Source organism: Thermodesulfobacteriota bacterium, assembly GCA_040754335.1.
GTDB lineage: Bacteria > Desulfobacterota_D > UBA1144 > Nemesobacterales > UBA2774 > 2-12-FULL-53-21.
Genome location: JBFMCV010000003.1, coordinates 45,670 through 68,959, shown reverse-complemented (window position 1 = coordinate 68,959; position 23,290 = coordinate 45,670). Strand labels below are relative to the sequence as shown.

The following is a 23,290-nucleotide window of genomic DNA, read 5'->3' as shown; positions in this document are numbered from 1 at the left end:
CGGATAAAACCTAATGATTGTTCTGGTACAAACTCGTGACTCACCAAGCGAGCGTAGTGACTTCCCGCTCAACCATAGTAAGCATCCGAGAGAAATTGCGTAACAGATTTTGGAGAAGCGTCATTTTGATCATGGGATTTGTCTCGCCAAGCTCCTCGAATGCGGCCGTTGACAGTAGATAGCACTCTACGTGTTTATCAGCGTGGACGTCTGCTGATCGCACGGAGCGGTTTATGACGGCAATTTCGCCGAACGCCATACCGGGAGAAAGGGTCGAAAGCCGTTTGATTTGGCCGTTGGGAAGGTCGATCCTGACGCTCACTTCACCGCTCATGAGCAAGTAGATTTCATCAGCCGGATCGTCCTTTCGAACTATGAGCTCTCCGGGTTCATAACGCCTTCTCTTAAGTATAGTTTCCAAGAACGCTACGGCTTCCGTCGTAAGTCCGCGGCAGAGGTCATGCTCCGCCAGCTTCACCTCATGAGAGCCGTCATCGAGGCGTTGACCTGCAATCAAACGGTTTTCGCACCATTCTATTGCGATATCCATATCGGGAAATATGCGTAGCCAGGTTCTCTCTTGATCGTCGTTCGTAAGCTGTTCTTGCAGGAATCTTATGAACTTCGAGTGTCTCTGCTGTAAGCTCGCTAATAAAAGGAATTTTCCGTTAACTCCCAAAGTCCTGATTAATTCGAGCAGTATCTGGGCGGACGAGTCCTCTATATTTGTGACTCGCTTGAAATCGATGACGGCGATATCCAGGGTATCGCTTGCATCGACAATCCTGCGGACAGTTACTTCGACGGTCGAAAAAACAAGGTCCCCCTGCAGCTCATAAACTTTTGCCCGGGTGCCCGATTTATCGAGAATCTCCGAATCACGCTCACCGCGGAGCCGTTTGGATCTAATCTTGGAGATATCGTACTGAGCCCGGATGGCAGATCGTGAGGAGCGCGGAACGCGAAGGCAGTGGAGGTTAAAATCCCTCGAAAGGTTCTTGCAAACCTCGATCCCGCGGACACTATTCCCCCGTGCATCTAGAGGCGGCGAAAATACTCCGATCCCGGCCTGACCTGGCATAACCGCCATAATTCCCCCTGCGACACCGCTCTTGGCGGGTATGCCGATCCAATACATCCACTCGCCGGCGTAGTCGTACATTCCGCAAGTTGTCATGATGGTCATAAGGTTTTCGAGGAACTCATCACTTATTGCTCGATCCTTCGTCAGCGGATTAACCCCGCCGTTCGCCAGAGTGGCCGCCATAAGGCTAAGATCCCGAGCATCGACTGAAATTGAGCACTGCTGAAAGTAGAGGTCGAGGGCTATATCGGGATCCTCGTTCAGTATATTAAAGTTGCGCAGCATATGACCAATCGCTCGATTGCGATGGCCCGTCTCTTTTTCCGATTTGTAGACAGTTGTATCAATGGAAAGCTCGCGTCCAGCGTAGGTCGAGAAAACTCTCAAAATGCGCTGCATCTTGTCATCGCTGGAATCGCCAACCACAAGGGATGTCGCGGCGATTGCGCCGGCATTGATCATAGGGTTGAACGGACAGCCGGATTCGGGAGCCAGGCTGATCGAGTTAAAAGCGTCGCCTGTAGGCTCAACACCTATCTTTCCGAGCACCGTATTGATGCCTCTGTCCTCAAGAGCTATGCCGTATACGAACGGTTTGGAGATCGACTGTATCGTAAATGGCTGACGCGTATCGCCGACTTCATAGACCCGACCGTCTGTGGTTGCAATGCAGATGCCGAACCAGTTCGGGTCCGCCTTGGATAGCTCGGGGATATAGGTAGCGATCTGTCCATCTTGCAGCTTTGAGCACTTTGCGTGAAGCCGCTCTAGATATGCCTGTATCGGAGATTTAACTCGTTGACAATCCTCGGCGCTTTTTCTTTGCGCCGTATGTTCTGTCGGCATACATCCCCCTTTCTATAAAATATCGTGGCAAGATGAATGCCACTGAAAAGGATTAGAGATGTAATCTTTTAAGGAGTGACAAGCAATATTACGAAATTTCGCTTAGTGTCTGCTAAGATTGAATAATTATTCAGTCTGTAAGGCATAGACACAGATTCTTGTCAAATACACGTCTGATGATAATGATTTTTCTAAATAATGCGTAGCGGGAAATGCACATGAACTAAGCAGCATTGCTTAATATTTATGCTTAACGATTTCTGTTAATTATAATAGCCAGAGAATTATTATATATGTGATTTCTTCTGTATGAATGGCATTGTAGAGAGTATGGATATTTAATATGCATGGACGGAGTAGTGATTAATATGATGTATCTGTAGATACTTATGAAGCATGTAATTGTCGGCTTATCAAAGGTTAATTGCAAAGAGGCTGTCTTGGAGACTAATGCCCTTGATATAGAACTCTATTCATATATGTTATCCTCGGCCCGACTTTTAGACAGGTATAGAAATTGCAGTAATCTAGGATTGGGCGGTGTTTAGCTTCAGATACCGATAGCTGGATTTAGTTCATAACCCCTTTAATTTGTAAGATGAAACTACATATATTAGGTTCCGGAACTTGTGTCCCCAACATTAGAAGAGGCTCATCAGGCTACGCACTGGAGCTTGCAAAATCAACTGTTTTACTTGATTGCGGAAATGGCACTACATGGAAATTAGGCATGGTCGGCGTGGATTATCTGAAAGTGGACCATATATTCATAACCCACTTTCATCCCGATCATACTGCGGATTTAATCCCATTTTTATTTGCTACAAAATATCCTCACCCAAAAAAATTCCGCGAAAAACCACTTGAAATATGGGGCCCAAGAGGTTTCATTGATTTATACACATCTCTAAAGTCAGCTTACCACGACTGGATTGCTCCGGACTTGCTAACCGTAAAAGAAATAAATGAGGAACCGGTAACGCTCGAAGATTTTGTTCTTGTAGCGAGCGATACATTTCATACCGAGAACAGCATTGCGTACAGAATAGAGTCCAATGGGAAATCATTAGTATATTCCGGGGATACTGGATATACAGAAAAATTAATTGAGCTCGCTAGGGAAGCGGATTTGTTAGTTATCGAATGTTCTTTTCCGGACGAACTTAAATTTCATGCCCATCTTACCCCTACTGAAGTCGGAAAGATAGGAAGAGCTTCAGGCGCCAAAAAAATTATTCTGACACACCTTTATTCCGATTGTGATGAAATAGATATTATCAGCCAGGTCAGGAAGTATGTGGATGTGGATGTTATTCTAGCTGAAGATTTGATGGAAATTGATATTTGAGGTTCTAATTTTATAAAAGCCTGTTTTAAACTTGAAGTAGAGAATGTACTCACGGGCAATTCAATGTGCCGTGTGGCGAACTAGATAATATTTAATGGCGCATTTCTCCGAAGATTTTTAATTCCGAACAATAGTAATAGGTGTCATTCTATAGCGCTCAATTCTTTCTAGGCATTTTCTAAGAACCATCCATAATTCTTGCCACCATATAGAACCAATTGAACCAGATGTAATAGATGGAAATCGTTTTTTTAAGTGTGTTTACAATTATTTCGGTGACTCCGGAGAGTTATGAATACGCACTGAATAGGACTTGAAAACCGGCGTCCGCAAGGACTTGGGGGTTCGAATCCCTCGCCCTCCGCCACCTCATTATCTTCCAACAACAGTGAGTTGTATTTCACATTCTTGGTGTCCCTGTTTTTACGACATGGCTGTTCTAATTAATTAGTTTTTGATCGGTAATTTCAATCGTATCATACCGGAATCACTGCCATGAATTTTACCTAGGGCTATGAACTGCAAAGATTGTTCATACCTTCTATACCTTCATTTAAATTTTGCTTGATTGTGATTTTTTATAAGTTAGGCTTACAAGAATGAATGTTTCGGAGAAAGAAGACTCGATATTTGCTCCCGTCGCTTTACTAAATGGATCCTGGATTGAAATCTCGTTTTCCACACTTCGAGATGTGGAAACATGCGGAACGATGCCAGGGATTGTTAACCCGCAGAACTTCTAGATATATATATCCGAGATTATTGCAGGGTGGCACGGATATTTATATGTCTAAATAAACGAACGGTATTGGATACCATCCGATAGAAGTGCGGAGTCCGCAAGGTGAAAGGGATAAATTCAAAGTCTGACACGCATGTCGATAATAGGAATGCGGAGCTCGAAGAGACTAACGAAACTCTGAGAAAAGAGATCACCAAGAGAAGGTTCAAAGAAAGAGAGCTCAAAAATTCTTATAAACAGCTACGTGCTCTGACTAAGCACCTTGAGTCCGTACGCGAAGAAGAGAGGACAAAAATATCGCGTGAGGTTCATGATGAGCTCGGCCAGTCGCTAACGGCGCTTAAAATAGACCTGGGTTTGTTGAAAGCTCGGCTCGATGAGAAATTTGACAAGACCCTGACGGAGCCGCTGAACGAAATAATCAGGAAAATGTCAGCGCTTATAGACTCGAACATTCAATCGGTCCGCAGGATTGCGATGGAGCTGAGGCCCGGCATACTCGATGACCTCGGGACAATCGGAGCCATCGAATGGCAGGCGCAGGACTTCGAGAAGCTGACGGGAATTAAGTGTATTTTCGTCTCCGAGCTTGAATGCATGGAGCTCGAAAGGGAGTACGCTACCGCCGTATTCCGGATTTTTCAGGAAACTCTGACGAATGTAGCGCGACATTCTGGGGCGACGACGGTCAAGGTTAAGTTAAAACAATACCGTAACAAGTACAAGCTTGAAGTCATAGATAACGGAAAGGGTATTTCAACGGTGGATATTTCCGCTCCCCAGTCCTTGGGACTTCTAGGTATCAGGGAAAGGGCTCTTTTATTCGGAGGAGACGTAGATATAGTAGGCAAGAGCGGGAAGGGGACCAAGGTGTCAATCTTCATTCCGAGTAGGAGGAAAACGAATGATTAAGGTGCTTATTGCTGATGACCACCCTGTAGTAAGGATGGGGCTGAAATTTATTCTTGAGAACGAATCCGATATCTCTGTTTATGACGAAGCGAGAACAGCGAGAGAGGCCCTGGAGTTAATCCGCAATACGAAGTTTGATGTGATACTGCTCGATATATCGCTTCCCGATAGGAACGGGCTCGATCTTCTGGAGCAGTTAAAGAGGGAACATGCCGGAATGAACGTGCTTATAATAAGCATTTACCCGGAAAGCTTGTATGCCGTAAGAGTTCTTAAAGCCGGTGCTGCAGGTTATATGACCAAAGACAGCGCCCCCGAAGAGCTCGTGAGAGCTGTGAGGAAGGTTGTCGCCGGGGGCAAGTACGTGAGTCCGTCTCTCGCTGAAAAGTTGGCTCAAGATTTGGATGATAATTCCTCTTCGACGCCAGATGAGGCCCTCTCGAACCGCGAGTTCCAGGTGTTGTGCATGATTGCGATGGGTAAGACGATAAAAGAGATATCGAATGAGCTATTTTTAAGCGAAAAGACTGTGAGCACATACCGCACGCGCATACTACAGAAAATGAACATGAAAACGAACGCCGAGCTCATAAATTATTCCATCAGGCACGCCCTCGTTTAGCTCAGGCGTATTTTGCAATGTAACCTTCCGGCATTTACTCCGACATTCTGAAACATTTGCGGCATGTAATTCAATTAATACGCTTCTTGTCAGAGTAAATGATCAATTAGCAGAATTCCTCTGCTCAACCTTTGCAGTCTTTCTGCTTGATGCAATTGTAGGAAAATCCCTACAAAACTATTATCCAGAGTCCTATATAAATTAGGGAAGTTTCCTGATTTCTAATTTAACGCCTATACGTTATGCTCAGTACAAAACTGTTCGGATAACAATATCATGAAGGTTTTAGTAGTGGATGATTCCAAGATTGTGCGTGACAGGTTGGTAAGTTTACTTGATTCGATTGACGGAGTGGATATCGTGGAGCAGGCTGAAGACGGACGAAGCGCGATTCTGGCAAACAATAACCTCAAACCGAACGTCATAATACTCGACATACGCATGGATGAGTGGAATGGAATACAACTTCTTAAAAAGTTTAAGAATAGTCGTTCCGATCAGAAAATAATAATGCTCACGAACTTTCCATACCCTCAGTATAGAAAAAAATGTTTAGATGAGGGAGCGGATTATTTCCTGGATAAATCCACGGAATTCGATGAGGTTGCAAGAATTATAAACAGGCTGGCAAAGAAGCATGGTTCATCGGCGCAAGAGGGCCCGCCTGGGGCTCTGAGACCGGCATCGGGACGGAAATATTATGAATAAAATCGTCGAAACTGACATCACGCAATCTGTGCACAAGGAGAGAACCCTCTCGTCCGGTAACTTCGACATCGGCGCGCACAATGAGCACAAAGAATGGTATGCGGTTTACACCAACGTCAGGCATGAAAAGGCGGTCAACCGCTCTATTGAGAAAAGGGGGATCGAGACTTTTCTCCCTCTGAGGGATGTCGTCAGTCAGTGGATAGACAGGAAGAAACGGATTCAGCTCCCGCTTTTCCCCGGCTACCTTTTTGTGCGAATCCACCCGCTTGATTCACTCGCGATTTTTCAAGTTCTGAACACTCGAGGGGTGGTCAGAATACTGAGCGCAAACGGCAGGCTCCAGCCTGTCCCGAATGATCAGATAGATTCTGTCAGAAAATTCTTGGAAGCGAAAATGGAGAGCGATCCGTACCCGTATTTTGAGGAGGGGAAAGAAGTAAGAGTCATAAACGGCCCGCTCGCGGGAATTACGGGAAAGGTACTTTCCGGGAAAGGGAACAAAAGACTCGTTATTTCGATCGATATCATTAAGCGGTCCGTGGCTGTTGATATAAACACGGCTGATATTGAATTAGTTTGATTGTTTGCCGGCTTTGTAATAAACCGGTTCCCGGATAACGGCGTAGTGAGTTTAGGGATGTGAGTCAGGTGGCGAAGCTGTGTCAAATCCCGTGTTCGCGCGTTCCGGACAGCCGTAAAAGCAGTTAATCCCAAGGTGAATTATCGTTCTTTCGTGCCCATGGGGAGGGTAACATGGTTAAAAGATATCTCTTTATTTTATTTCTTCTCACGAGTTTTGCTGCAGGTTGCGGGGGCGGGAGCAGCGTCAGAAGCACGAGTATATCCGAAGAAGAAGCAGGACCTCCTGAAGAAATCGGAAACGTAAACTCAAAGCTTCTATCCAAGGGGCTTCCTGCCGCAGCGACGTCACCGGACGACTATCTTATCGGTCCTGCGGACCTACTCGAGATCAATGTGTTCGAGTCAAAGGAGCTGACTACCACCGTGCGGGTGAGCTCGAGGGGTGATATAACGGTCCCTCTTCTCAATAACGTCAACGTCGACGGACTCACAGCGAGGGATGCAGAGGTAAAGATCGAGAACCTTTTGAGGTCGGGTGACTACATCGACAATCCTCATGTCAGCGTGTTCGTGAAGGAGCACAAGAGTAAGGTTGTGGCTGTCATGGGTTATGTAAACAAGCCAGGAAATTACGAGTTGTTAGGTAAGCAGAGTCTCTTGGACGTACTTGCGTCGGCTGAGGGATTGAGCGATAAGGCAGGTACGACTGTTCTCGTAACGAGAGCGGATAATAACGGCGGGAAGAGCTCTTATCTCGTGGACCTCGACAAAGTGGTGTCGGGAAACGGGGCCGACATGGATCTCGATATCCAGCCCGGTGATTTAGTTTATGTTCCCGAAGCGGCTAATGTCTTTGTGGAGGGCGCTGTGACGAAACCCGGAGCGTACCCTATCAATCAGGGAAAAACAACGCTTAGCGAAGCGATCGTTATGGCAGGCGGAGTTGCAAGCTATGCCGACAAGAGCGACATTAAGCTGATTCATCATACGGATAGCGGTCGAAAAGAGATCGTGGAAGTCGATTTAAACAGCATTCACGAGGGTGGAGCGGAGGACCCGCTTCTTAACGAAAAAGACGCAGTCATTGTAGGGGCGAGCGGGATAAAGAAATTCTTTTACGGTCTTCAGTTCAATATATGGGGACTCGGGGGCGTGGGATATAACCCTCCGAGAAATTAGAGATATCGGAGAGGAGGTTTAACATGGAACAGCTACATGATAAAAGGGGCAGGCAAATAACGAGACACGAGGGCGCCGAATTGGAGGACGTCAAGAGGGGTCAATCCCCTTCCGTGTTACAGGGGGAATACGCCGATTACGAAGTCTATGTGGAGGAAGGGTCGACTCTTAACGAATATCTGAACGTCATCGGGAGGAGAAAAAAAATCGTACTGGCGTGTCTGATTATCGCGGTGCTCATCGTCGGTATAACGTCCCTGGCGATGGACAAAGTGTATAGAGCAAAGGCTACGGTCGAAATAGCGCCGGAAGACCCCAAGGTTACCGGATTCGAGGAGCTCAATGAGGTTAGCGTCCAGCAGCAGGATGAGTTTTATGAGACGCAATATAAATTGTTGCAAAGCAGATCCCTTGCCGCGGACGTTATCAAAAAATTGAACCTGGAGTCATATCCGGAATTTTCTCAGGACTATGATAAGCCGGGTTTTTTGATCAGCTATGCGGCGCAGTATACGACTGCATTAAAAGAGAGATTAGAGGTTCTGGCGGAAAAGTATATTCACATTGGGAATTACATTCACATGGGGAACGGTTCTGAGAAAGGCTCTCAAGATTTTCAAAGTGATGGCAATGCCATTACCCGTCAGGAGAAATTAGTGGACGCATTTTTGTCTCGTGTGAACGTCACGCCCGACAGGGAATCCAGACTGGTCGAGGTGAGTTTCAACAGCAACGATCCTGGGCTTTCCGCCAAAGCCGTAAATACCCTTGCGGACGCATATATCGAATGGGTGCTTGAAAAGAAACTCAGCCTGACGAAATCGGCCGGAGAATCTCTCAACACGCAGCTTGCGAAGGTCAAGGAAAAGCTCGAAAAGACCCAGGATGAGCTCAACCGGTTTGCAAAAGAGCACGATATAGTTTCCCTGGATAAAGACCTTAACCTGACTTACAAACAGCTTGCCGAGCTGAACGATGCACTTGCAAAGGCGGAAACCGACCGTCTCGCGCAGGAAGCATTATACGAAGAGACCAAGAGGGGAAATTCCGAGTACCTGCCCGAAGTGGTTAAAGATCCGGCGTATCAGCAGATGAAGGAGGATTATGTGAGGGTAAAGACGCAGTATGACAATCTGGATGCGAGGTATGGGGCGAACTACCCTGAAATGAAGCAGGCGGGCGCTCAGGTCGCGAGTCTCCGGCACGAAATGGGAGCGCTCCTCAGCGGAATCGTGCGGAGTATAGAGAGGGGCTACGACTCTGCGAAGAAGAAGGAAGACCTGCTGAGGCAGAGAGCCGATATCCAGAAAACGCGCGCAGCTGAATTGAACGAGATAGGGGCCAAGTATCAGGCGCTTGAGAAGGAAGTCGAAACCAACAAGACCATCTATCAGAACCTCCTCCAGAGGCAGAAGGAAACCGAAGTCACCTCTGGCATAAGGGCGACCAACGTCCATGTGATCGATTATGCTTTCCCCCCTCTCAAGCCGTATAAGCCAAACATTTTGTTGAACATACTGGTCGCCGCTATTTTGGGATTCGTAGGGGGTGTTCTTGTAGCATTCGGGTTCGAGCACTTCGACAGGACAATTCGTGATGAGGAAGATCTCAAAAAGAGACTGTCCATACCGTTCATGGGCAAAATACCAAGAGCGAGGCGGAGTGATCTCGATCAGCTCGAAATGATAGTTTATACGAGTCCCCAGTCCAAAATATCGGAGGCCTTCAGAGTTCTCAAAACGTCCGTGCTTTACTCCCTCCGCGACCACAGGCCGCCAAAAGCATTGATGGTGACGAGCACTCAACCTCTTGAGGGCAAAACGACCATATCCTCCAACCTGGCGCTTACAATGGTCCAGTCGGGACTCAAGGTAATACTCGTAGACGCGGACTTGAGGAGACCAAGCATTCATAAAGTCTTCCTCAAGGACTTAAACGGCGGACCGGGATTAAGCTCATATCTGAACGGCAGCTCGGGAATGGATAGTATTATTTATAACGCGGGCATAAACGGCCTCGATATCATCCCGGCGGGACCGATCATGCCGAACCCAGCGGACCTGATTGATTCGAAGAGGATGAAGGAGTTGATAGACCATCTTGTGAAGAAGTATGACAATGTCATCCTCGACGGTATTCCTGTCATGGAGCTTGCAGACGCACGGCTCCTGTCCCGGCAGGTTGACAGCGTCCTCCTTGTCGCAAGCGTCGGGATAGTGGACAGGGAAGGGCTCAGAAACAGCATGGAAGACCTCATCAAAGTCGGGGCCAGAATCATAGGCGTGGTTGTAAACAGGCTCGAATTCGGGAAGAAGAGCGGGAGCGTCTATGACTATTATGATGTATCGGAGGACAGCGGAAAGGGAAGTTTCAAATTCGCCCAGTCCTGATGTCTCTCTTAAAAATCGATTTTATCAGTATATCGATCGTGGTCGGAAGCCAGTGAGTAATGTTTGTGCCGAATGCGTCAACGGAACCCCTGGACAGGCGGTCTGAATTCCCGAAAAGGCGGTGTTCACGCGTTCTGTTCTCCATTCCGGCAGTTCATTGTGGACGGTTATGCCGGACGTCGAAACGGTCCCATGGTGCATCATGAATTTGCTGAACTTGAAAGCGAATGAGCAATATTCGAAGTTGGTCTTTTACGGTCCTGCTGAGGAAAAGTGGAGGTGGGCTGAGACCGCCTGTCTCTTCATCGATGTAATTTGCATATTGATTAGCACGTCGCTCGTTTTTACCATACGTTTTGGCTCGGAACTGTACGACATGGGACTCCTGAAAGGAGGCTTGACTTCGATAACCGGTTATAAATATTTCCCCCATTACACGGGATTCCTAGTTCTGTACATTGCGCTTATAGTCCTCCTCTTTAAAAACTACGAGCTTTATCATACTCGTTTAGGGAGGACATGGCTCGACGAAGCGATCTTGGTTTTTAAGGGTGTATCGATAGCGACGTTAATGATCATGGTGGTTATGTATTTGTCGAAGCAGCAGATATCCCGCTTTGTTGTGTTATCGAGCTGGGGTCTCAACATAATCGCAGTTGCAGGATGGAGGTATACGAAATACAAAGTCATTGAAAAGCGTATAAAGCAGGGAAACGGGCTCAGGAGGGTCCTCATCGTCGGCGCCGGGAGGGTGGGCCGGAAGCTCGCTCGGACCCTGGAAGACAATTATCTCTGGGGTTTCCAGGTTAACGGTTTCGTGGACGACTATAAAAAGGGTAAAGGGGTACTGGGGAGGACGGGGGACCTCCCTCGGATTCTCCAGAGTGAGTTTATAGACGAGGTGATAGTCACAATTCCTTCGGAGAGGGAGCTGGTCAAGCAGGTTACAGCGGAGGCGCTCAACTATAGAGCAGACGTAAAGGTTATCCCCGATCTCCTGGACGGGATCGTTCCTCAGAACCGTCCTCTCTCACTCGGATTCCTGGGCGATCTGCCTGTGGTGGAGGTTTACAGAAAGCCAATACCGGAGCTCGGCCTCTTCATCAAAAGGACAATAGATATCGTATTCGGGATTGCGATGCTCCTCATTGCATTCCCGATACTGACGGTGGCTGCTATTGCAATAAAGCTCGATTCCCCGGACGGCCCTGTCATATACCGCTCCAGACGTGTAGGCAAGAAAGGGAAATTCTTTGACTGCCTGAAGTTTCGCACGATGCTGACGAATGCTGACGAGCTTAAAGGCAAGCTCAGGGAGCTGAATGAACGCAGCGGGCCTTTCTTCAAGATAAAGGACGACCCGCGTATAACGAGGGTAGGCCGGTTTTTAAGGAAATACAGTATCGATGAGCTGCCTCAGGTTTTCAACCTCTTGAAAGGAGATATGAGTCTTGTCGGCCCCAGACCGCACCCCTTGGACGATTTCGAGTTGTACGAGCTCGAGGATTACCGCAGGCTGGATGTGAAGCCGGGTATTACGAGTCTATGGGCGGTGGAGGCGAGGAGCGACCCTTCTTTCGATCGTAATATGGAGCTTGACCTGTACTATATCGAGAACTGGAATATATGGCTCGATGTGAAGATAATACTGAAGACCATTCCTGTGGTTCTGAAAGGCTCCGGTAGTTAGAGCCTGAGTCCGGACCATGACGTCCGGGCCCTAATTCCTCACTTTCAAAAACGGAGCAGAATCGGCATTTAAAATTGTTCCGGGAAGACCTGAAACCAGTGCGAAGAGTTATATCAAATACGATCCGGAGAGGGCTTAAAAGTACTATATGCGCGAATATTATTTCTCTATACGTGCTGCAAATTTCATTCTACGTACTTCCCCTGATCACGGTCCCTTATCTGGTTCGTGTATTGGGAGCTGAGAAGTTCGGACTCGTATCTTTCGGGCAGAGTCTTATTAATTTTTTTGTTTTCTTCATCAATTACGGGTTCGACCTCACGGCAACGAGAGAGATTTCGATCAAACGCGACGACAACCGAGCGGTAAGTCGTCTTTCATCAAGCGTGTGGCTTGCAAAATTCCTCCTTAGTCTCGCGGGATTTCTTGTATTGCTGGCGATGATAGCAGCCGTGCGTAAGATGAATCAGATCGCGCCACTGCTGCTGATTTTGTACGGTCTCGTCGTAGGTAATATGCTTTTTCCGTCCTGGCTTTTTCTGGGACTCGAGAGGATGAAAGCAATATCCGCGATAAATCTGATTATGCGTTCCGTAGCGACAGCGGGTGTGTTTATTTTCGTCAGGAACCCGGATGATTATTTGGTATATGCGGGACTACTATCCTTCCAGTGGGTATTCGCTGGACTGGCCGGAGTGTTGTTCGCCGTCAGAAGACTTCGGATCCGTATCCGGATGCCGGGCGCAGGCGAAGTATTGAGCGTTTTGTCGGGAGGTCTGACTTTGTTTGTATCGAACATAGCGCAGAGTCTCTATATAGGCGGCAACAGTTTCATTCTTGGGCTGCTGACGAATTACTCGGCGGTGGGATATTACAGCGCCGCCGAAAAGATAACCCTTTCGCTGATGGGTATGTTCAGGCCCCTTGCTCAGGCGGTCTATCCCAGGTTCAGTCAGCTCGCGTCTTCGTCAAGGGAGACGGTGCTTCTCTGGGGGAAGAGGCTTGTCTACGCAGTCGGCGGTCTCGGGATCATTACGTCTTTCGCGCTCTTCTTCGGTGCGCCGCTCATAGTGAAGATTGTCCTGGGGAAAGGGTTTGATCCGTCGATAGCGGTGCTTCAGATTATGGCCGTCCTGCCTATTCTGATGGCTCTTTCCGATGTTCTGGGCATACAGATCATGCTCCCGTTCGGCAAGGACAGGTTATATGCCGTCATCCGAATATTGACCGCGTCAATACACCTCTTGCTTGCAATTTTGATAGTTCCCCGGTTTAAAGAGGCCGGCATGGCGTTTGTCTTTGTCATGAGTCAGGTCTTTATACTGGCCCTTACCTTTTCCTGCCTCCGGCACTGGGGGCTGACGCCCTTTCACCATAAAGTATCAGGGAGTGCCCCGCAAAGTACCGTGAAATCGGGCTGAGATCGGTTTCATCATACACATGTTGGAAGTATCGAGGAGGTTAGGGACCGTGCTTTCAAATTCGAACGTTTATCATGAATTAAACAAAAGTGAGGCTGGAACATGAGAGTGAATCCGGTAACTATCAGGACAAACGACAAGTGCGAGAGGTGCGGAGGGTTTTTGATCTTCGAGGTGAGAGACCAATACCTTGACGACGTCAGGAATAAGACGATGTCGGGTCTCTGGATATGCATGCAGTGTGAGAAGGCGATGCTGGGGGTTGTGATAAGAAACCTCGAGCTCAAGGCGATATATTAGGTCCCCTCCCTCGCTTTTCCACGACGTGCGGGAAGCATGCTATGGAAGAGTGGCTTCGTGTCTCCCGCGCTTATATTACTTCACGAATATTTTCTGATCCCTAAATAAGATGAATATCTATAGCGAGGTAGAGAAAATTTTAGACGCCATGGAATATGCTGTCCTCCACGGATGGGACTCACTGCCACATCGTCTCCGGTCCGATCTTGATATAGCTCTCAACCCCCGCCATCTTGGGACGCTCGAAGAGTCCCTGCTTAATTATCGTGGCGGGAGACTCGTGCAGATGATACAGCATGAGTCTTCGTGTTTTTATTTCATAATGGCGTTGAGGGACGGGAAGGGGATCGATTTCCTTCAGGTTGATGCGGCGACGGATTACAGGAGGAACGGGATAATTTATTTCCGGGCAGACGAGCTGAGCAAGGACAGGGCGAGGTGGAACGGCTTCCGGGTGGCCTCGCCCGAGACGGAGCTGGCGTATCTGCTCGTAAAAAAAACACTCAAGGGCTCTACGCCCGTACACCAGCAGGAAAGACTCATGCATCTGATCGATAAGATCGGGCAAGACAAAGCGATGCTCATCTCAACGCGTCTCTTCGGGAAGAAATCCGGTCCCTATGTGGTTACCCGGATCTCCAAGAATGACTGGAAGGCGGTTGAATACGACACGCCCGGACTCAGAAGGGCGTTGGTTTGGGAGGTTTTGAAGAAGGATCCCCTCAACCCCGTCAAATACTGGCTTGACGAGGCAAAACGGATTCTCGTGAGGTGGCGTTTCCCGACAGGCATGTCGGTAGCTGTGCTCGGTCCTGACGGGGCGGGTAAGAGCACCTTGATCGACAATATCGAGAAGCGATTCTCCGGCGCATTCCGCCGCACCGCAAAATTTCATCTCCGTCCCGGTCTGATAGGAGGTAAGTCTCGCGGCAAGCCGGTGACCGATCCCCACGGAAAGCCGCCGCGGAATTTATTCATGTCATTTCTGAAGCTCGGATATTACACCGCAGATTACACCCTCGGGTATTTCTATAAGCTCTATCCGAGGTTCGTAAGATCGACCCTCGTGCTATTCGACAGGTATTACGACGACCTGCTGGTCGACCCTCTCCGCTACAGATACGGCGGTCCCTCCCGGCTTGCGGCGCTTGCGCACACTTTCATCCCCCCCGCCGACCTTCTTTTTGTGCTTGATGCGAAGGAGGGCGAGCTCCTTAAACGAAAGGAGGAGATCGAGGGGGAAGAACTCCGTCGTCAGCGCGGGCGTTACAGAGACATGGCCCTAAGGACGCCCAACGCATACATGCTTGACGCTCACAGGCCGCCCGAGGAAGTCACGGTCGAAGCGGGAGAGATAATAATGGATTACCTCCATGACCGGTACAAGTCACGAAGGGACGTCTGGTTCGGCGGCGGTGAAATGCAGAGGACTCTTGACTGGCTTACTTCAGTTCTCTCTACTGACTCCGAAAAAGCGCGTTTCTCAATGGACGGTGAGGTCTATGGAGACGGCTTATCTAAGTGGGAAACGCTCTATGAATTCAAATGTCTTCCGGTCGGGAACGGCCGCGGATATTTATTACCGTCACAGCCTGAGACGGCCGTAAACGGTCTCGATCTCTATAATGCTCAAAACGGCAAAGCCAGAGCGGTGAAAGCTCTCCTTGCAAACGGCCTCACTTCCGGCGCAAGTAGATTATTATTGAAAACGGTAAAACTTGTTGTGGACAATGGCGTCCAAACAGAAGACAGAAGCGACATATTATTATCCGACCATCTGAAAGAAGTAATTCAGCAGAATAACCTTCATCTCTCTCTTTCATTCGGCACGCCCGGGATCTGCAGGAAGCCGGTCATCCAGATAAGTAGCTGTGAAGGTGATGTTCTGGGTTATGTCAAGATCGGATGGAGCGAGCTTACAAATTCTCTGGTGATGAACGAAGCACGTGCTATCAGAAAGCTGTCGGCAGTGTCTGACGGCTCTTTCCGTACGCCGACTGTGTTATTCACTGGGTGGTGGCATGGCCGCTATCTGGTAATCGAGTCCCCTCCGGAGGGCAAGCTAAAGCCTGCGCCCGGGACATTGACGCCGCAGTACGTGGCGGCAGTATGCGGGTTAACTGACATGAACGTGTCCTGTGCGCGGCTTCGGGAGAGCGGCTACTGGAGGGATATTTTAAAAAGGGTAAAGGATGTGGAGAACGGTTATTACCGCGCTGTGCTCGAGAGAAACGGCATTCCGCGTGCGGAAGAGGCGCTCGGCGGTGTCCTACTCCCGTTCCATATTTCCCATGGAGATTTCGCCCCCTGGAATGCGTACTTGGCCGGCGGAAAACTTTTTCTATATGATTGGGAGAATTCCCGTGATGACAGACCCCCGGGGTGGGACCTCTTCCATTTTATCTTCCAAACGAATTTTTTTCTGAATAAAAGAAATCCCGCCGAGCTGGCGGACGCGGTATTAAAGGATTCGTACAACGATCTGACTAAAGAATATTGGGAGAAAATCGGCGTCGGCAAGAATGTCCGGAAAGCTCTTTTTCTATTATACGTCATCGATAGGCTTTCTTTTGCGGCTTCTGAAGGACGCGCAGGTTTCAAAGAGCTGGGTCAGCTCTCCAAGATGGTTATCCTCTTAAGCGGTGATCGATAAGGAAATTAAGATGCAGAAAAGACTGAAAGTGCTTCTGTCAGCGTACGCGTGCGAGTCCGGCAAGGGTTCCGAGCCCGGTGTGGGGTGGAACTGGGTGAAACAGATAGCGCGTTTCCACGACGTTTGGGTGATAACGAGGGCTAACAACCGGGAATCCATCGAGCGGGATAACGTAGGTGCTCCTTCAAACGTACACTGGATATATTTCGATTATCCGGGTTGGGTGAGGTTCTGGAAGAGAGGGCAGAGGGGTGTTCATCTGTATTATTATCTCTGGCAGATTGCGGTCTATTTTCTGGCAAGGCGGCTGCATAATGAGATAAGGTTCGACGTCGCCCATCACCTGACTCTCGGCGTTTACTGGATGCCGAGCTTCCTGTCACTTCTGCCCATGCCCTTCATACACGGCCCCGTGGGAGGCGCCGAGTCCGCGCCCGTCGCATATCACAAGTGTTTCACGCTGAGAGGCAAGGTTCACGAGTGGATTAGGAATGCGGCGAGACGGATGGGGGAGAATGACCCGTTCGTGCTCATGAGTATCAGGAGGGCAGTGCTCGTTCTGGCCAAGGTCGGGGAGACCGGCAATCGGGTGTTCACGCTCGGGGCCAAAAGGGTTCGGGTATTCCCTGAATCGGGGATAGGCGTGAGAGACCTCGAGGATCTCGAAGAGTCAGGGAGAGGGAGATCGGACCGGTTCGTAGTGATAAGCATAGGAAGACTCCTCCACTGGAAGGGTTTCCATATGGGACTCAAGGCTTTTTCCGGGTTCGTGAGGGAACATCCTTCGAGTGAGTACTGGTTCATCGGCGATGGTCCGGAGAGGGGGAATCTCGAAACTATCGCCCGGGGCCTCTCCATAGCGGATAAGGTGAGGTTCTTCGGGGAGCTCCCGCGGGGAGAGACTCTAAAGAGGCTTGCCGAGTCCGATACGCTCGTGCATCCGAGCCTCCATGACTCGGGCGGATGGGTATGTCTCGAAGCTATGGCGCTGGGCAAACCCGTATTGTGTCTGGATCTCGGCGGTCCCGGAATGCAGGTTACGAAGGAGACCGGCTTCAAGCTGCGTGCAGAATCGTCCAAGCAGACCGTTAAAGATTTAAGAGACGCGATGATTCGGCTTGCGGAAGATTCGGAGCTCGGCCGGAAAATGGGCGAAGCGGCGCGTAAGCGAGTGTCGGAATCATTCGATTGGGACAAGAAAGGGGAATTGATAAACGAGATCTATCAGGAGATTGTGGCATAGATGAGATCTGCAGCAAAGCAGGGGAACGCAACGCCTTTGATTGTCGTAATAGTCGTCGCCTCCCTCATCGGCATAGGAATTCTCGTGACTTCGGAGAGATGCGATGAGCATATTCTGATCTTGTTCGCTCTGGGGCTGCCTGCGGCTCTGCTCGTCCTGCGGGCGTTATATATTTCGAGCTTCAGATTCCGGATCTTGATCTCTCAGCTCCGCTGGTGGCATATGCTATGGCTGCTCATGTTTCTGAGCGGACTCGTTTTCCGTATAAGGGACACCGAGACCATACAGCAGAACCCGATAGACTCCTGGGCCCTCTACAGGATGGGGCTTATGACGGTTATCGGGGCCGTGCTGGTCATCAGACTCGCGATGAAGAAGACGGACTGGCTTTCCTCGCTCCTCGGGGGCTCGTTAGGTCTCCTGACCGGGTACGCGGCAGTCGCGATCGTTTCGTCTCTATGGTCGCTCTACCCCGCGTGGACTCTCTACAAGTCGCTTGAGTATCTGATAGATTTAGCGCTCATCGCCGCTATCCTGGCTTCGGTACGGTCGGTGAGCGATATAAAGTCACTCTTCGACTGGACGTGGGTTTTAGTGGCCTTGCTCACTGCAAGCGCGTGGGTAGGGGCTTTATTATTGCCTGACATCGGGCTCCGTCGTGACGTAGGGTTGCTGGGCGTCCAGCTCGCTGGAGCCATACCGGCTATGGAAACGAACCATGTGGGAGAGCTGGGCGCAATACTTGGCATCGTTGCGCTCAACCGCTTGATCTTCATGAGGGATAAGGCGTTTTACGTCGTTCTGTTTATGGCTGCGATGATTACACTGGTATTTGCTCAGAGCAGGTCGCCGATTACAGGTTTTCTTATCGCTGTCCCTCTCATGTTATTTGCCGCAGGGAGAATCGGTCCGATCGCCCTCACTGCCATACTGATTTTCTCCGTGACGACACTTACGAGCTTTACGGATATTTTCTGGGAATTTTTTCTGCGTGGGCAAAACGAGGTGCAGTTTTCTTCCCTGTCGGGGAGGACGGAAGGATGGGTTTTGGGATGGGAGCTCTTCAAGCGGAGCCCGCTCCTGGGGTTCGGCGCGTATGCGGGCGGCAGGTTTGCGGTGCTGACCGAGCTGGGCAAGAACTTTAGCGCGAGCGAGTGGTCATCGGTCCTCAATACCTGGCTCGAGATCATGATCGGAGTCGGGCTCCTCGGGCTGGTTTTCGTAGCGGCGGCATTTATAAGGACGTGGGTCAATCTGTTATCTTCGGCTTTTTCGAGTCCGACCGCGTCCCTTACACACTGTTTGGCTGTTGAGAGCATAGGCGTTCTCGCGCTCATATCGGTGCGTTCCATGTTCACGACCGAAATCTTCTGGCACCCGCCTTTAACCTTTTTCCTCGTAATGGGGTACGGGGAATTTTTATACAGGCTTCACAAGCGCTCAAGGCGCAGGGAAGCGGTATTCGCGGCGAGGACGTTACCGACGGTATGAGAAAGCAAGGAGGGCCGGAACGATGGTGTTCCGTATAAAACAATCAAACTATTACGATTCCGAGGAGGACTGAGAAGATGGAAAAATTCCGAATGTCGAATGCAGTCGAGACTTATGTGCCGGTTGAAAACATAGAGTGCAGGTATTGCAGCGGCAAGACAATTCTTTACTGGAGGAGCCTCAGCTTCTGGAGGTGTCCCTCCTGCAGGCTGATATTCCGGCACCCGCTGCCGGAAACGGAGAGCGTCATCGAGCTGTACGTCAACAGCTGGACAGCGCCCTATAAAAACAGGAGCGAGACGGGAGGGACGTCCATTAATCTCGCGCGCATATACGCGAGGAAGATAGCCGAGTCGCTCGGAGTGACCGATTTCCGCGGACTTAAAATACTCGATTTCGGGGCCGGAAGGGGAGACGCTCTGATCGCGCTTTCGGAATTGGGCGCGGATGTGTACGGGGTCGAGCCTTTTGGTTATCAGAGACTTTTAAATATGGGGTTCAAGGCATTCAGAACGCTCGATGACATCCCTGCGGGGCTTACATTCGACGGTATCGTAACCATGGATGTCGTAGAGCACCTCGGGTCTCCGTGGCTTGAGATCGGAAGATTCAACCTCTTGCTGAATGAGGGCGGTTTCGTTTATATATCCACGCCGAACGCCGACTCGCTCAGGGCCAGGATCCAGGGAGAGAGATGGCGGGAAGCGCTCAGGGCCGGGCACTTCGTGCTCTTCACCGGAAATTCTCTTGAGAATATTCTCGACCGCTCGGGTTATAAGAACCGGAAGAGACTGAAGTGGTATATACAGTACAACAAGAGCATGGTCCAGAACGTTCTCGGGTATATACTGCAATCGGTCCTTATCGACGGCGAGCTTCGTTACCTTATAAGGAAATCATGAGAGTACTCGTTGCGCACAATTTCTATCAGCAGCCGGGGGGGGAAGACACGGTCTTTGCGGCGGAGACGGAGCTGCTGCGAAAACACGGTCATGAGGTCGCGGAGTACACCGAGAACAATGAGATGGCACGCTCCATGACCCCCCTCGCGCTCGCCGTCAATACGCTCTGGTCGCGGAGCTCCGAAAGAAAAATTCTCGGCCTGATAGAAAAATTCAAGCCCGATATCGCGCACTTCCACAATACGTTCGTGCTCATCTCGCCGTCTGCCTACTACGCTTGCAAAGAGGCGGATGTGCCGGTCGTTCAGTCCCTTCACAATCCGAGGCTCCTGTGTCCGGCGGCCAATCTATACAGGAACGGGAAGGTGTGCGAGGACTGCATCGGCAAGACCCCGCCGTGGCCCGGCGTCTTGCATGGCTGCTATAGGGAGTCGGTCTCTCAGACGGCTGTAGTGGCGTCGATGCTTACTCTTCACCGTCTGCTCGGGACCTGGGATCGCGCCGTTGATACGTATATCGTCTTCACCGAGTTTTATAAAAGAATGTTCATAAAGGGCGGACTCCCGCCTCATAAGATTGCGCTCAAACCGCATTTCGTCGATCCCGATCCCGGCTGCCGCGCGCATGGAATGGGCGATTATGCGCTCTTCATCGGCCGGCTCGATAACGAGAAGGGAATCCATACATTGCTGCGGGCATGGCGTCACAACAGCGATATCCCCCTTAAAATCAGGGGGGGAGGGCGTCTTGCGGGCGAGGTCGCCGACTATATTTCTTCAAACCATCTCAGCTCGATCGAGATACTGGAGCGAATGGAAAAGGAAACATTGATCGATTTGATTAAAAATGCGCGGTTCCTCGTATGGCCGTCCGAGGGATATTACGAGACGTTCGGCATGGTGGCGGTTGAGGCATTCGCTTGCGGCGTGCCGGTCATTGCGTCGGGGGCGGGTGTCATGTCTGAAAATATCAGGGACGGATATACGGGACTCCATTTTATTCCGGGCAGTCCGGAGGATTTGTCGGCCAAAGTGCGCTGGGCATGGAATAACCCCGAGGCGATGACGCGGATGGGGAGAGCCGCCCGGATGGAATACGAAGCCAATTACACTTCGGACAGGAACTACCGGATTCTTGTTGACATCTACGAGAGAGCGATAGAAAAGAACGGATCGGGATCGAAAACTCACTGAGCCTGTAATGTAAGAGATCTCGCGTCCGAAAAATAAATGCCATAAGGAAAACCTTGTATGAATAGCACGAAGCCTGATAGATACGGAATACTGGGCGTAGAGGTCGCTGCGGTTCAGATAGACGATGTGGTGCGCATGATGACCGGATGGATCGAAGAGAAAGACCACGGGCATTACATAGCTGTAACGAATACGCACGTAGTTACCGAGTCGTGGCTCAACCCCGAGTATAAAAAGGTTCTCAACTCAGCTGACATAGTTGTGCCCGACGGGATGCCGCTCGTGTGGCTCGGAAGACTGAGCGGATATCCTTTAAAGAGGCGTGTTTACGGGCCAGAGCTGATGGAAGGCTTCTTGCGCGAAACGGGTCCCAGATACCGGCACTTCCTCTATGGCGGGATGCAGGGCATTCCCGAGAAGATTTCCGAAAGGCTCTCCCGTAAATATCCCGGGCTCAGGTTTGTGGGCTCTTATTCTCCCCCATTTCGTTCTCTGACGGAGAAGGAAGAGGGGGATATTGTGGATATGATTAACGACATCGGACCCGACGTGTTATGGGTGGGGTTGGGGGCTCCGAGGCAGGAGATCTGGATGTATGAGCATGCGGAAGTGCTGCGGGTCCCGGTCATGGTCGGAGTGGGAGCTGCCTTTGATTTTCTGGCCGGCGCAAAGCCTCAAGCTCCTTTATTGTTCAGGGAAAACGGGTTCGAATGGCTCTGGCGCCTGTTGAGCGAGCCTCGCAGGTTATGGCGCAGGTATCTCCTTTACGGGCCGCTCTTTATAGGACTGGTAATGCTTGAGAAGACGAGGATATTAAAATTTTAAAATTGCACGGCGTCAATCGGATTGACCCGGGGAGGGATCGAAAATGAAAAGAAGGATCGCAGTCACGGGAGGAAGCGGTTTTATCGGTTCCCATTTATGCGAAAGATTGCTTGACCAGGGGAATGAGGTGATATGCATCGATAATTTCTTTACGGGTACGAAACAAAACATAAAGAGCATGATCGGAGATCCTTTCTTCGAGGTCGTTCGTCACGATATTTGTTTCCCGCTGTATATAGAGGCGGACGAGATATACAACCTCGCGTGTCCGGCCTCTCCCATACATTACCAGTTCGATCCGGTACAGACGACGAAGGTAAATGTGCTGGGAGCCATAAACATGCTGGGTCTGGCCAAGAGGCTGAAAGCCAAGGTGTTTCAGGCATCGACGAGCGAAGTCTACGGCGACCCCACGATGCATCCGCAGAAGGAAGGGTACTGGGGGAACGTAAATCCGGTAGGTCCGAGGTCATGCTACGACGAGGGGAAAAGATGTGCGGAGACGCTGTTTTTCGACTATCACCGTCAGCACGGGATAGATATCAGAGTAGCAAGGATCTTTAACACCTACGGTCCCAGAATGCACCCTCAGGACGGAAGAGTCGTGAGCAACTTTATAGTTCAGGCCCTGCTCGGCGAGCCGATAACAGTTTACGGAGACGGCTTACAGACGAGGTCGTTCTGCTATGTGGACGATATGGTGAACGGGATCATCGCTCTCATGAACATGCCGGGAGATTTTACAGGGCCGGTGAATCTCGGAAACCCGGTCGAGATGACTATAATCGATCTTGCAAAACTGATAATCGGCCTCACGGGCTCCGGGTCGAAGATAGTTTCGAGAGAGCTTCCGACCGATGACCCCGTGAGAAGACAACCGGATATTACACTGGCGACTGAAATGTTGAGGTGGTCGCCGACCATAGATATCGAGATGGGACTCAGGAAAACGATAGAATATTTCGATGACTTCATGCGTTCGGGCAGGAGAAGTGAATTAGGATTCATCCCGGAGAAGGCCGTTCTCGGCATGAGGAAGAGCGAAAAAGCCGGGACAGGGAGGGTAAAGAAATCCGCCGCCTCTGCGCATTAGCGTCCCTGTGGTGTTCATAGTTCACCTCGCCTGGGTGCGTTGGGGTTCGGAAGCCCTGAAGTA

Annotated in this window: 18 protein-coding genes; 17 read left to right on the top strand and 1 reads right to left on the bottom strand. The window is 50.0% G+C overall.

The annotated features are described in order from the left end of the window. Positions 1-40: 40 nt before the first annotated feature. Complete coding sequence (gene glsA, locus AB1598_06645) at positions 41-1,930, bottom strand: glutaminase A (protein MEW6144684.1); 1,890 nt, start codon at positions 1,928-1,930, stop codon at positions 41-43. A 598-nt stretch (positions 1,931-2,528) separates the two neighbouring features. Here glsA and AB1598_06640 point away from each other — a divergent pair. The 17 genes from AB1598_06640 to AB1598_06560 all read left to right on the top strand — a co-directional run bounded on the left by AB1598_06640 (position 2,529) and on the right by AB1598_06560 (position 23,227). Further along, complete coding sequence (locus AB1598_06640) at positions 2,529-3,278, top strand: ribonuclease Z (protein ID MEW6144683.1); 750 nt, start codon at positions 2,529-2,531, stop codon at positions 3,276-3,278. An 844-nt stretch (positions 3,279-4,122) separates the two neighbouring features. Beyond that, positions 4,123-4,932, top strand: a complete 810-nt coding sequence (locus AB1598_06635) for a sensor histidine kinase (protein MEW6144682.1) — start codon at positions 4,123-4,125, stop codon at positions 4,930-4,932. Continuing rightward, on the top strand, positions 4,925-5,554 hold the full coding sequence (locus AB1598_06630; protein ID MEW6144681.1) for a response regulator transcription factor: 630 nt from the start codon (positions 4,925-4,927) through the stop codon (positions 5,552-5,554). The genes AB1598_06635 and AB1598_06630 overlap by 8 nt, the downstream gene beginning before the upstream one ends. Positions 5,555-5,830: 276 nt before the next feature. After that, positions 5,831-6,262 (top strand): response regulator transcription factor, encoded by a 432-nt coding sequence (locus tag AB1598_06625; protein MEW6144680.1) that lies wholly within the window; start codon positions 5,831-5,833, stop codon positions 6,260-6,262. Next, positions 6,255-6,845 (top strand): UpxY family transcription antiterminator, encoded by a 591-nt coding sequence (locus tag AB1598_06620; GenBank protein ID MEW6144679.1) that lies wholly within the window; start codon positions 6,255-6,257, stop codon positions 6,843-6,845. The genes AB1598_06625 and AB1598_06620 overlap by 8 nt, the downstream gene beginning before the upstream one ends. A gap of 173 nt (positions 6,846-7,018) precedes the next feature. After that, positions 7,019-8,026, top strand: coding sequence for a polysaccharide biosynthesis/export family protein (locus AB1598_06615; protein ID MEW6144678.1), 1,008 nt, complete (start codon positions 7,019-7,021; stop codon positions 8,024-8,026). A 23-nt stretch (positions 8,027-8,049) separates the two neighbouring features. Next, complete coding sequence (locus tag AB1598_06610) at positions 8,050-10,416, top strand: polysaccharide biosynthesis tyrosine autokinase (GenBank protein ID MEW6144677.1); 2,367 nt, start codon at positions 8,050-8,052, stop codon at positions 10,414-10,416. 376 nt (positions 10,417-10,792) lie between these two features. Continuing rightward, positions 10,793-12,106 (top strand): sugar transferase, encoded by a 1,314-nt coding sequence (locus AB1598_06605; GenBank protein ID MEW6144676.1) that lies wholly within the window; start codon positions 10,793-10,795, stop codon positions 12,104-12,106. A gap of 98 nt (positions 12,107-12,204) precedes the next feature. Beyond that, on the top strand, positions 12,205-13,527 hold the full coding sequence (locus AB1598_06600) for a flippase (GenBank protein ID MEW6144675.1): 1,323 nt from the start codon (positions 12,205-12,207) through the stop codon (positions 13,525-13,527). 102 nt (positions 13,528-13,629) lie between these two features. Next, a complete protein-coding gene (locus tag AB1598_06595) occupies positions 13,630-13,827 on the top strand; it encodes a hypothetical protein (GenBank protein MEW6144674.1) in 198 nt (65 codons plus the stop codon). A 109-nt stretch (positions 13,828-13,936) separates the two neighbouring features. After that, the gene (locus AB1598_06590; GenBank protein ID MEW6144673.1) at positions 13,937-16,480 is read left to right on the top strand and encodes a hypothetical protein; all 2,544 of its coding nucleotides are present in this window, start codon (positions 13,937-13,939) and stop codon (positions 16,478-16,480) included. A gap of 10 nt (positions 16,481-16,490) precedes the next feature. Beyond that, positions 16,491-17,723, top strand: a complete 1,233-nt coding sequence (locus tag AB1598_06585) for a glycosyltransferase family 4 protein (protein ID MEW6144672.1) — start codon at positions 16,491-16,493, stop codon at positions 17,721-17,723. Beyond that, positions 17,724-19,214: an O-antigen ligase family protein gene (locus AB1598_06580; GenBank protein ID MEW6144671.1), complete on the top strand. Its 1,491-nt coding sequence runs from the start codon at positions 17,724-17,726 to the stop codon at positions 19,212-19,214. 77 nt (positions 19,215-19,291) lie between these two features. Then, positions 19,292-20,116: a class I SAM-dependent methyltransferase gene (locus tag AB1598_06575; GenBank protein ID MEW6144670.1), complete on the top strand. Its 825-nt coding sequence runs from the start codon at positions 19,292-19,294 to the stop codon at positions 20,114-20,116. Beyond that, a complete protein-coding gene (locus AB1598_06570; GenBank protein MEW6144669.1) occupies positions 20,113-21,309 on the top strand; it encodes a glycosyltransferase family 4 protein in 1,197 nt (398 codons plus the stop codon). The genes AB1598_06575 and AB1598_06570 overlap by 4 nt, the downstream gene beginning before the upstream one ends. Before the next feature lie 57 nt (positions 21,310-21,366). Further along, on the top strand, positions 21,367-22,134 hold the full coding sequence (locus AB1598_06565; protein ID MEW6144668.1) for a WecB/TagA/CpsF family glycosyltransferase: 768 nt from the start codon (positions 21,367-21,369) through the stop codon (positions 22,132-22,134). 43 nt (positions 22,135-22,177) lie between these two features. Continuing rightward, on the top strand, positions 22,178-23,227 hold the full coding sequence (locus AB1598_06560; GenBank protein MEW6144667.1) for a UDP-glucuronic acid decarboxylase family protein: 1,050 nt from the start codon (positions 22,178-22,180) through the stop codon (positions 23,225-23,227). The last annotated feature ends 63 nt before the right edge of the window (positions 23,228-23,290 follow it).

Excerpts from the sequence above, each read along its gene's own strand:
- glsA (MEW6144684.1), bottom strand. The coding sequence starts at position 1,930 with ATGCCGACAGAACATACGGCGCAAAGAAAAAGCGCCGAGGATTGTCAA.
- AB1598_06640 (MEW6144683.1), top strand. The coding sequence starts at position 2,529 with ATGAAACTACATATATTAGGTTCCGGAACTTGTGTCCCCAACATTAGA.
- AB1598_06630 (MEW6144681.1), top strand. The coding sequence starts at position 4,925 with ATGATTAAGGTGCTTATTGCTGATGACCACCCTGTAGTAAGGATGGGG.
- AB1598_06625 (MEW6144680.1), top strand. The coding sequence starts at position 5,831 with ATGAAGGTTTTAGTAGTGGATGATTCCAAGATTGTGCGTGACAGGTTG.
- AB1598_06620 (MEW6144679.1), top strand. The coding sequence starts at position 6,255 with ATGAATAAAATCGTCGAAACTGACATCACGCAATCTGTGCACAAGGAG.
- AB1598_06615 (MEW6144678.1), top strand. The coding sequence starts at position 7,019 with ATGGTTAAAAGATATCTCTTTATTTTATTTCTTCTCACGAGTTTTGCT.
- AB1598_06610 (MEW6144677.1), top strand. The coding sequence starts at position 8,050 with ATGGAACAGCTACATGATAAAAGGGGCAGGCAAATAACGAGACACGAG.
- AB1598_06605 (MEW6144676.1), top strand. The coding sequence starts at position 10,793 with ATGGGACTCCTGAAAGGAGGCTTGACTTCGATAACCGGTTATAAATAT.
- AB1598_06595 (MEW6144674.1), top strand. The coding sequence starts at position 13,630 with ATGAGAGTGAATCCGGTAACTATCAGGACAAACGACAAGTGCGAGAGG.
- AB1598_06590 (MEW6144673.1), top strand. The coding sequence starts at position 13,937 with ATGAATATCTATAGCGAGGTAGAGAAAATTTTAGACGCCATGGAATAT.
- AB1598_06585 (MEW6144672.1), top strand. The coding sequence starts at position 16,491 with ATGCAGAAAAGACTGAAAGTGCTTCTGTCAGCGTACGCGTGCGAGTCC.
- AB1598_06580 (MEW6144671.1), top strand. The coding sequence starts at position 17,724 with ATGAGATCTGCAGCAAAGCAGGGGAACGCAACGCCTTTGATTGTCGTA.
- AB1598_06575 (MEW6144670.1), top strand. The coding sequence starts at position 19,292 with ATGGAAAAATTCCGAATGTCGAATGCAGTCGAGACTTATGTGCCGGTT.
- AB1598_06570 (MEW6144669.1), top strand. The coding sequence starts at position 20,113 with ATGAGAGTACTCGTTGCGCACAATTTCTATCAGCAGCCGGGGGGGGAA.
- AB1598_06565 (MEW6144668.1), top strand. The coding sequence starts at position 21,367 with ATGAATAGCACGAAGCCTGATAGATACGGAATACTGGGCGTAGAGGTC.
- AB1598_06560 (MEW6144667.1), top strand. The coding sequence starts at position 22,178 with ATGAAAAGAAGGATCGCAGTCACGGGAGGAAGCGGTTTTATCGGTTCC.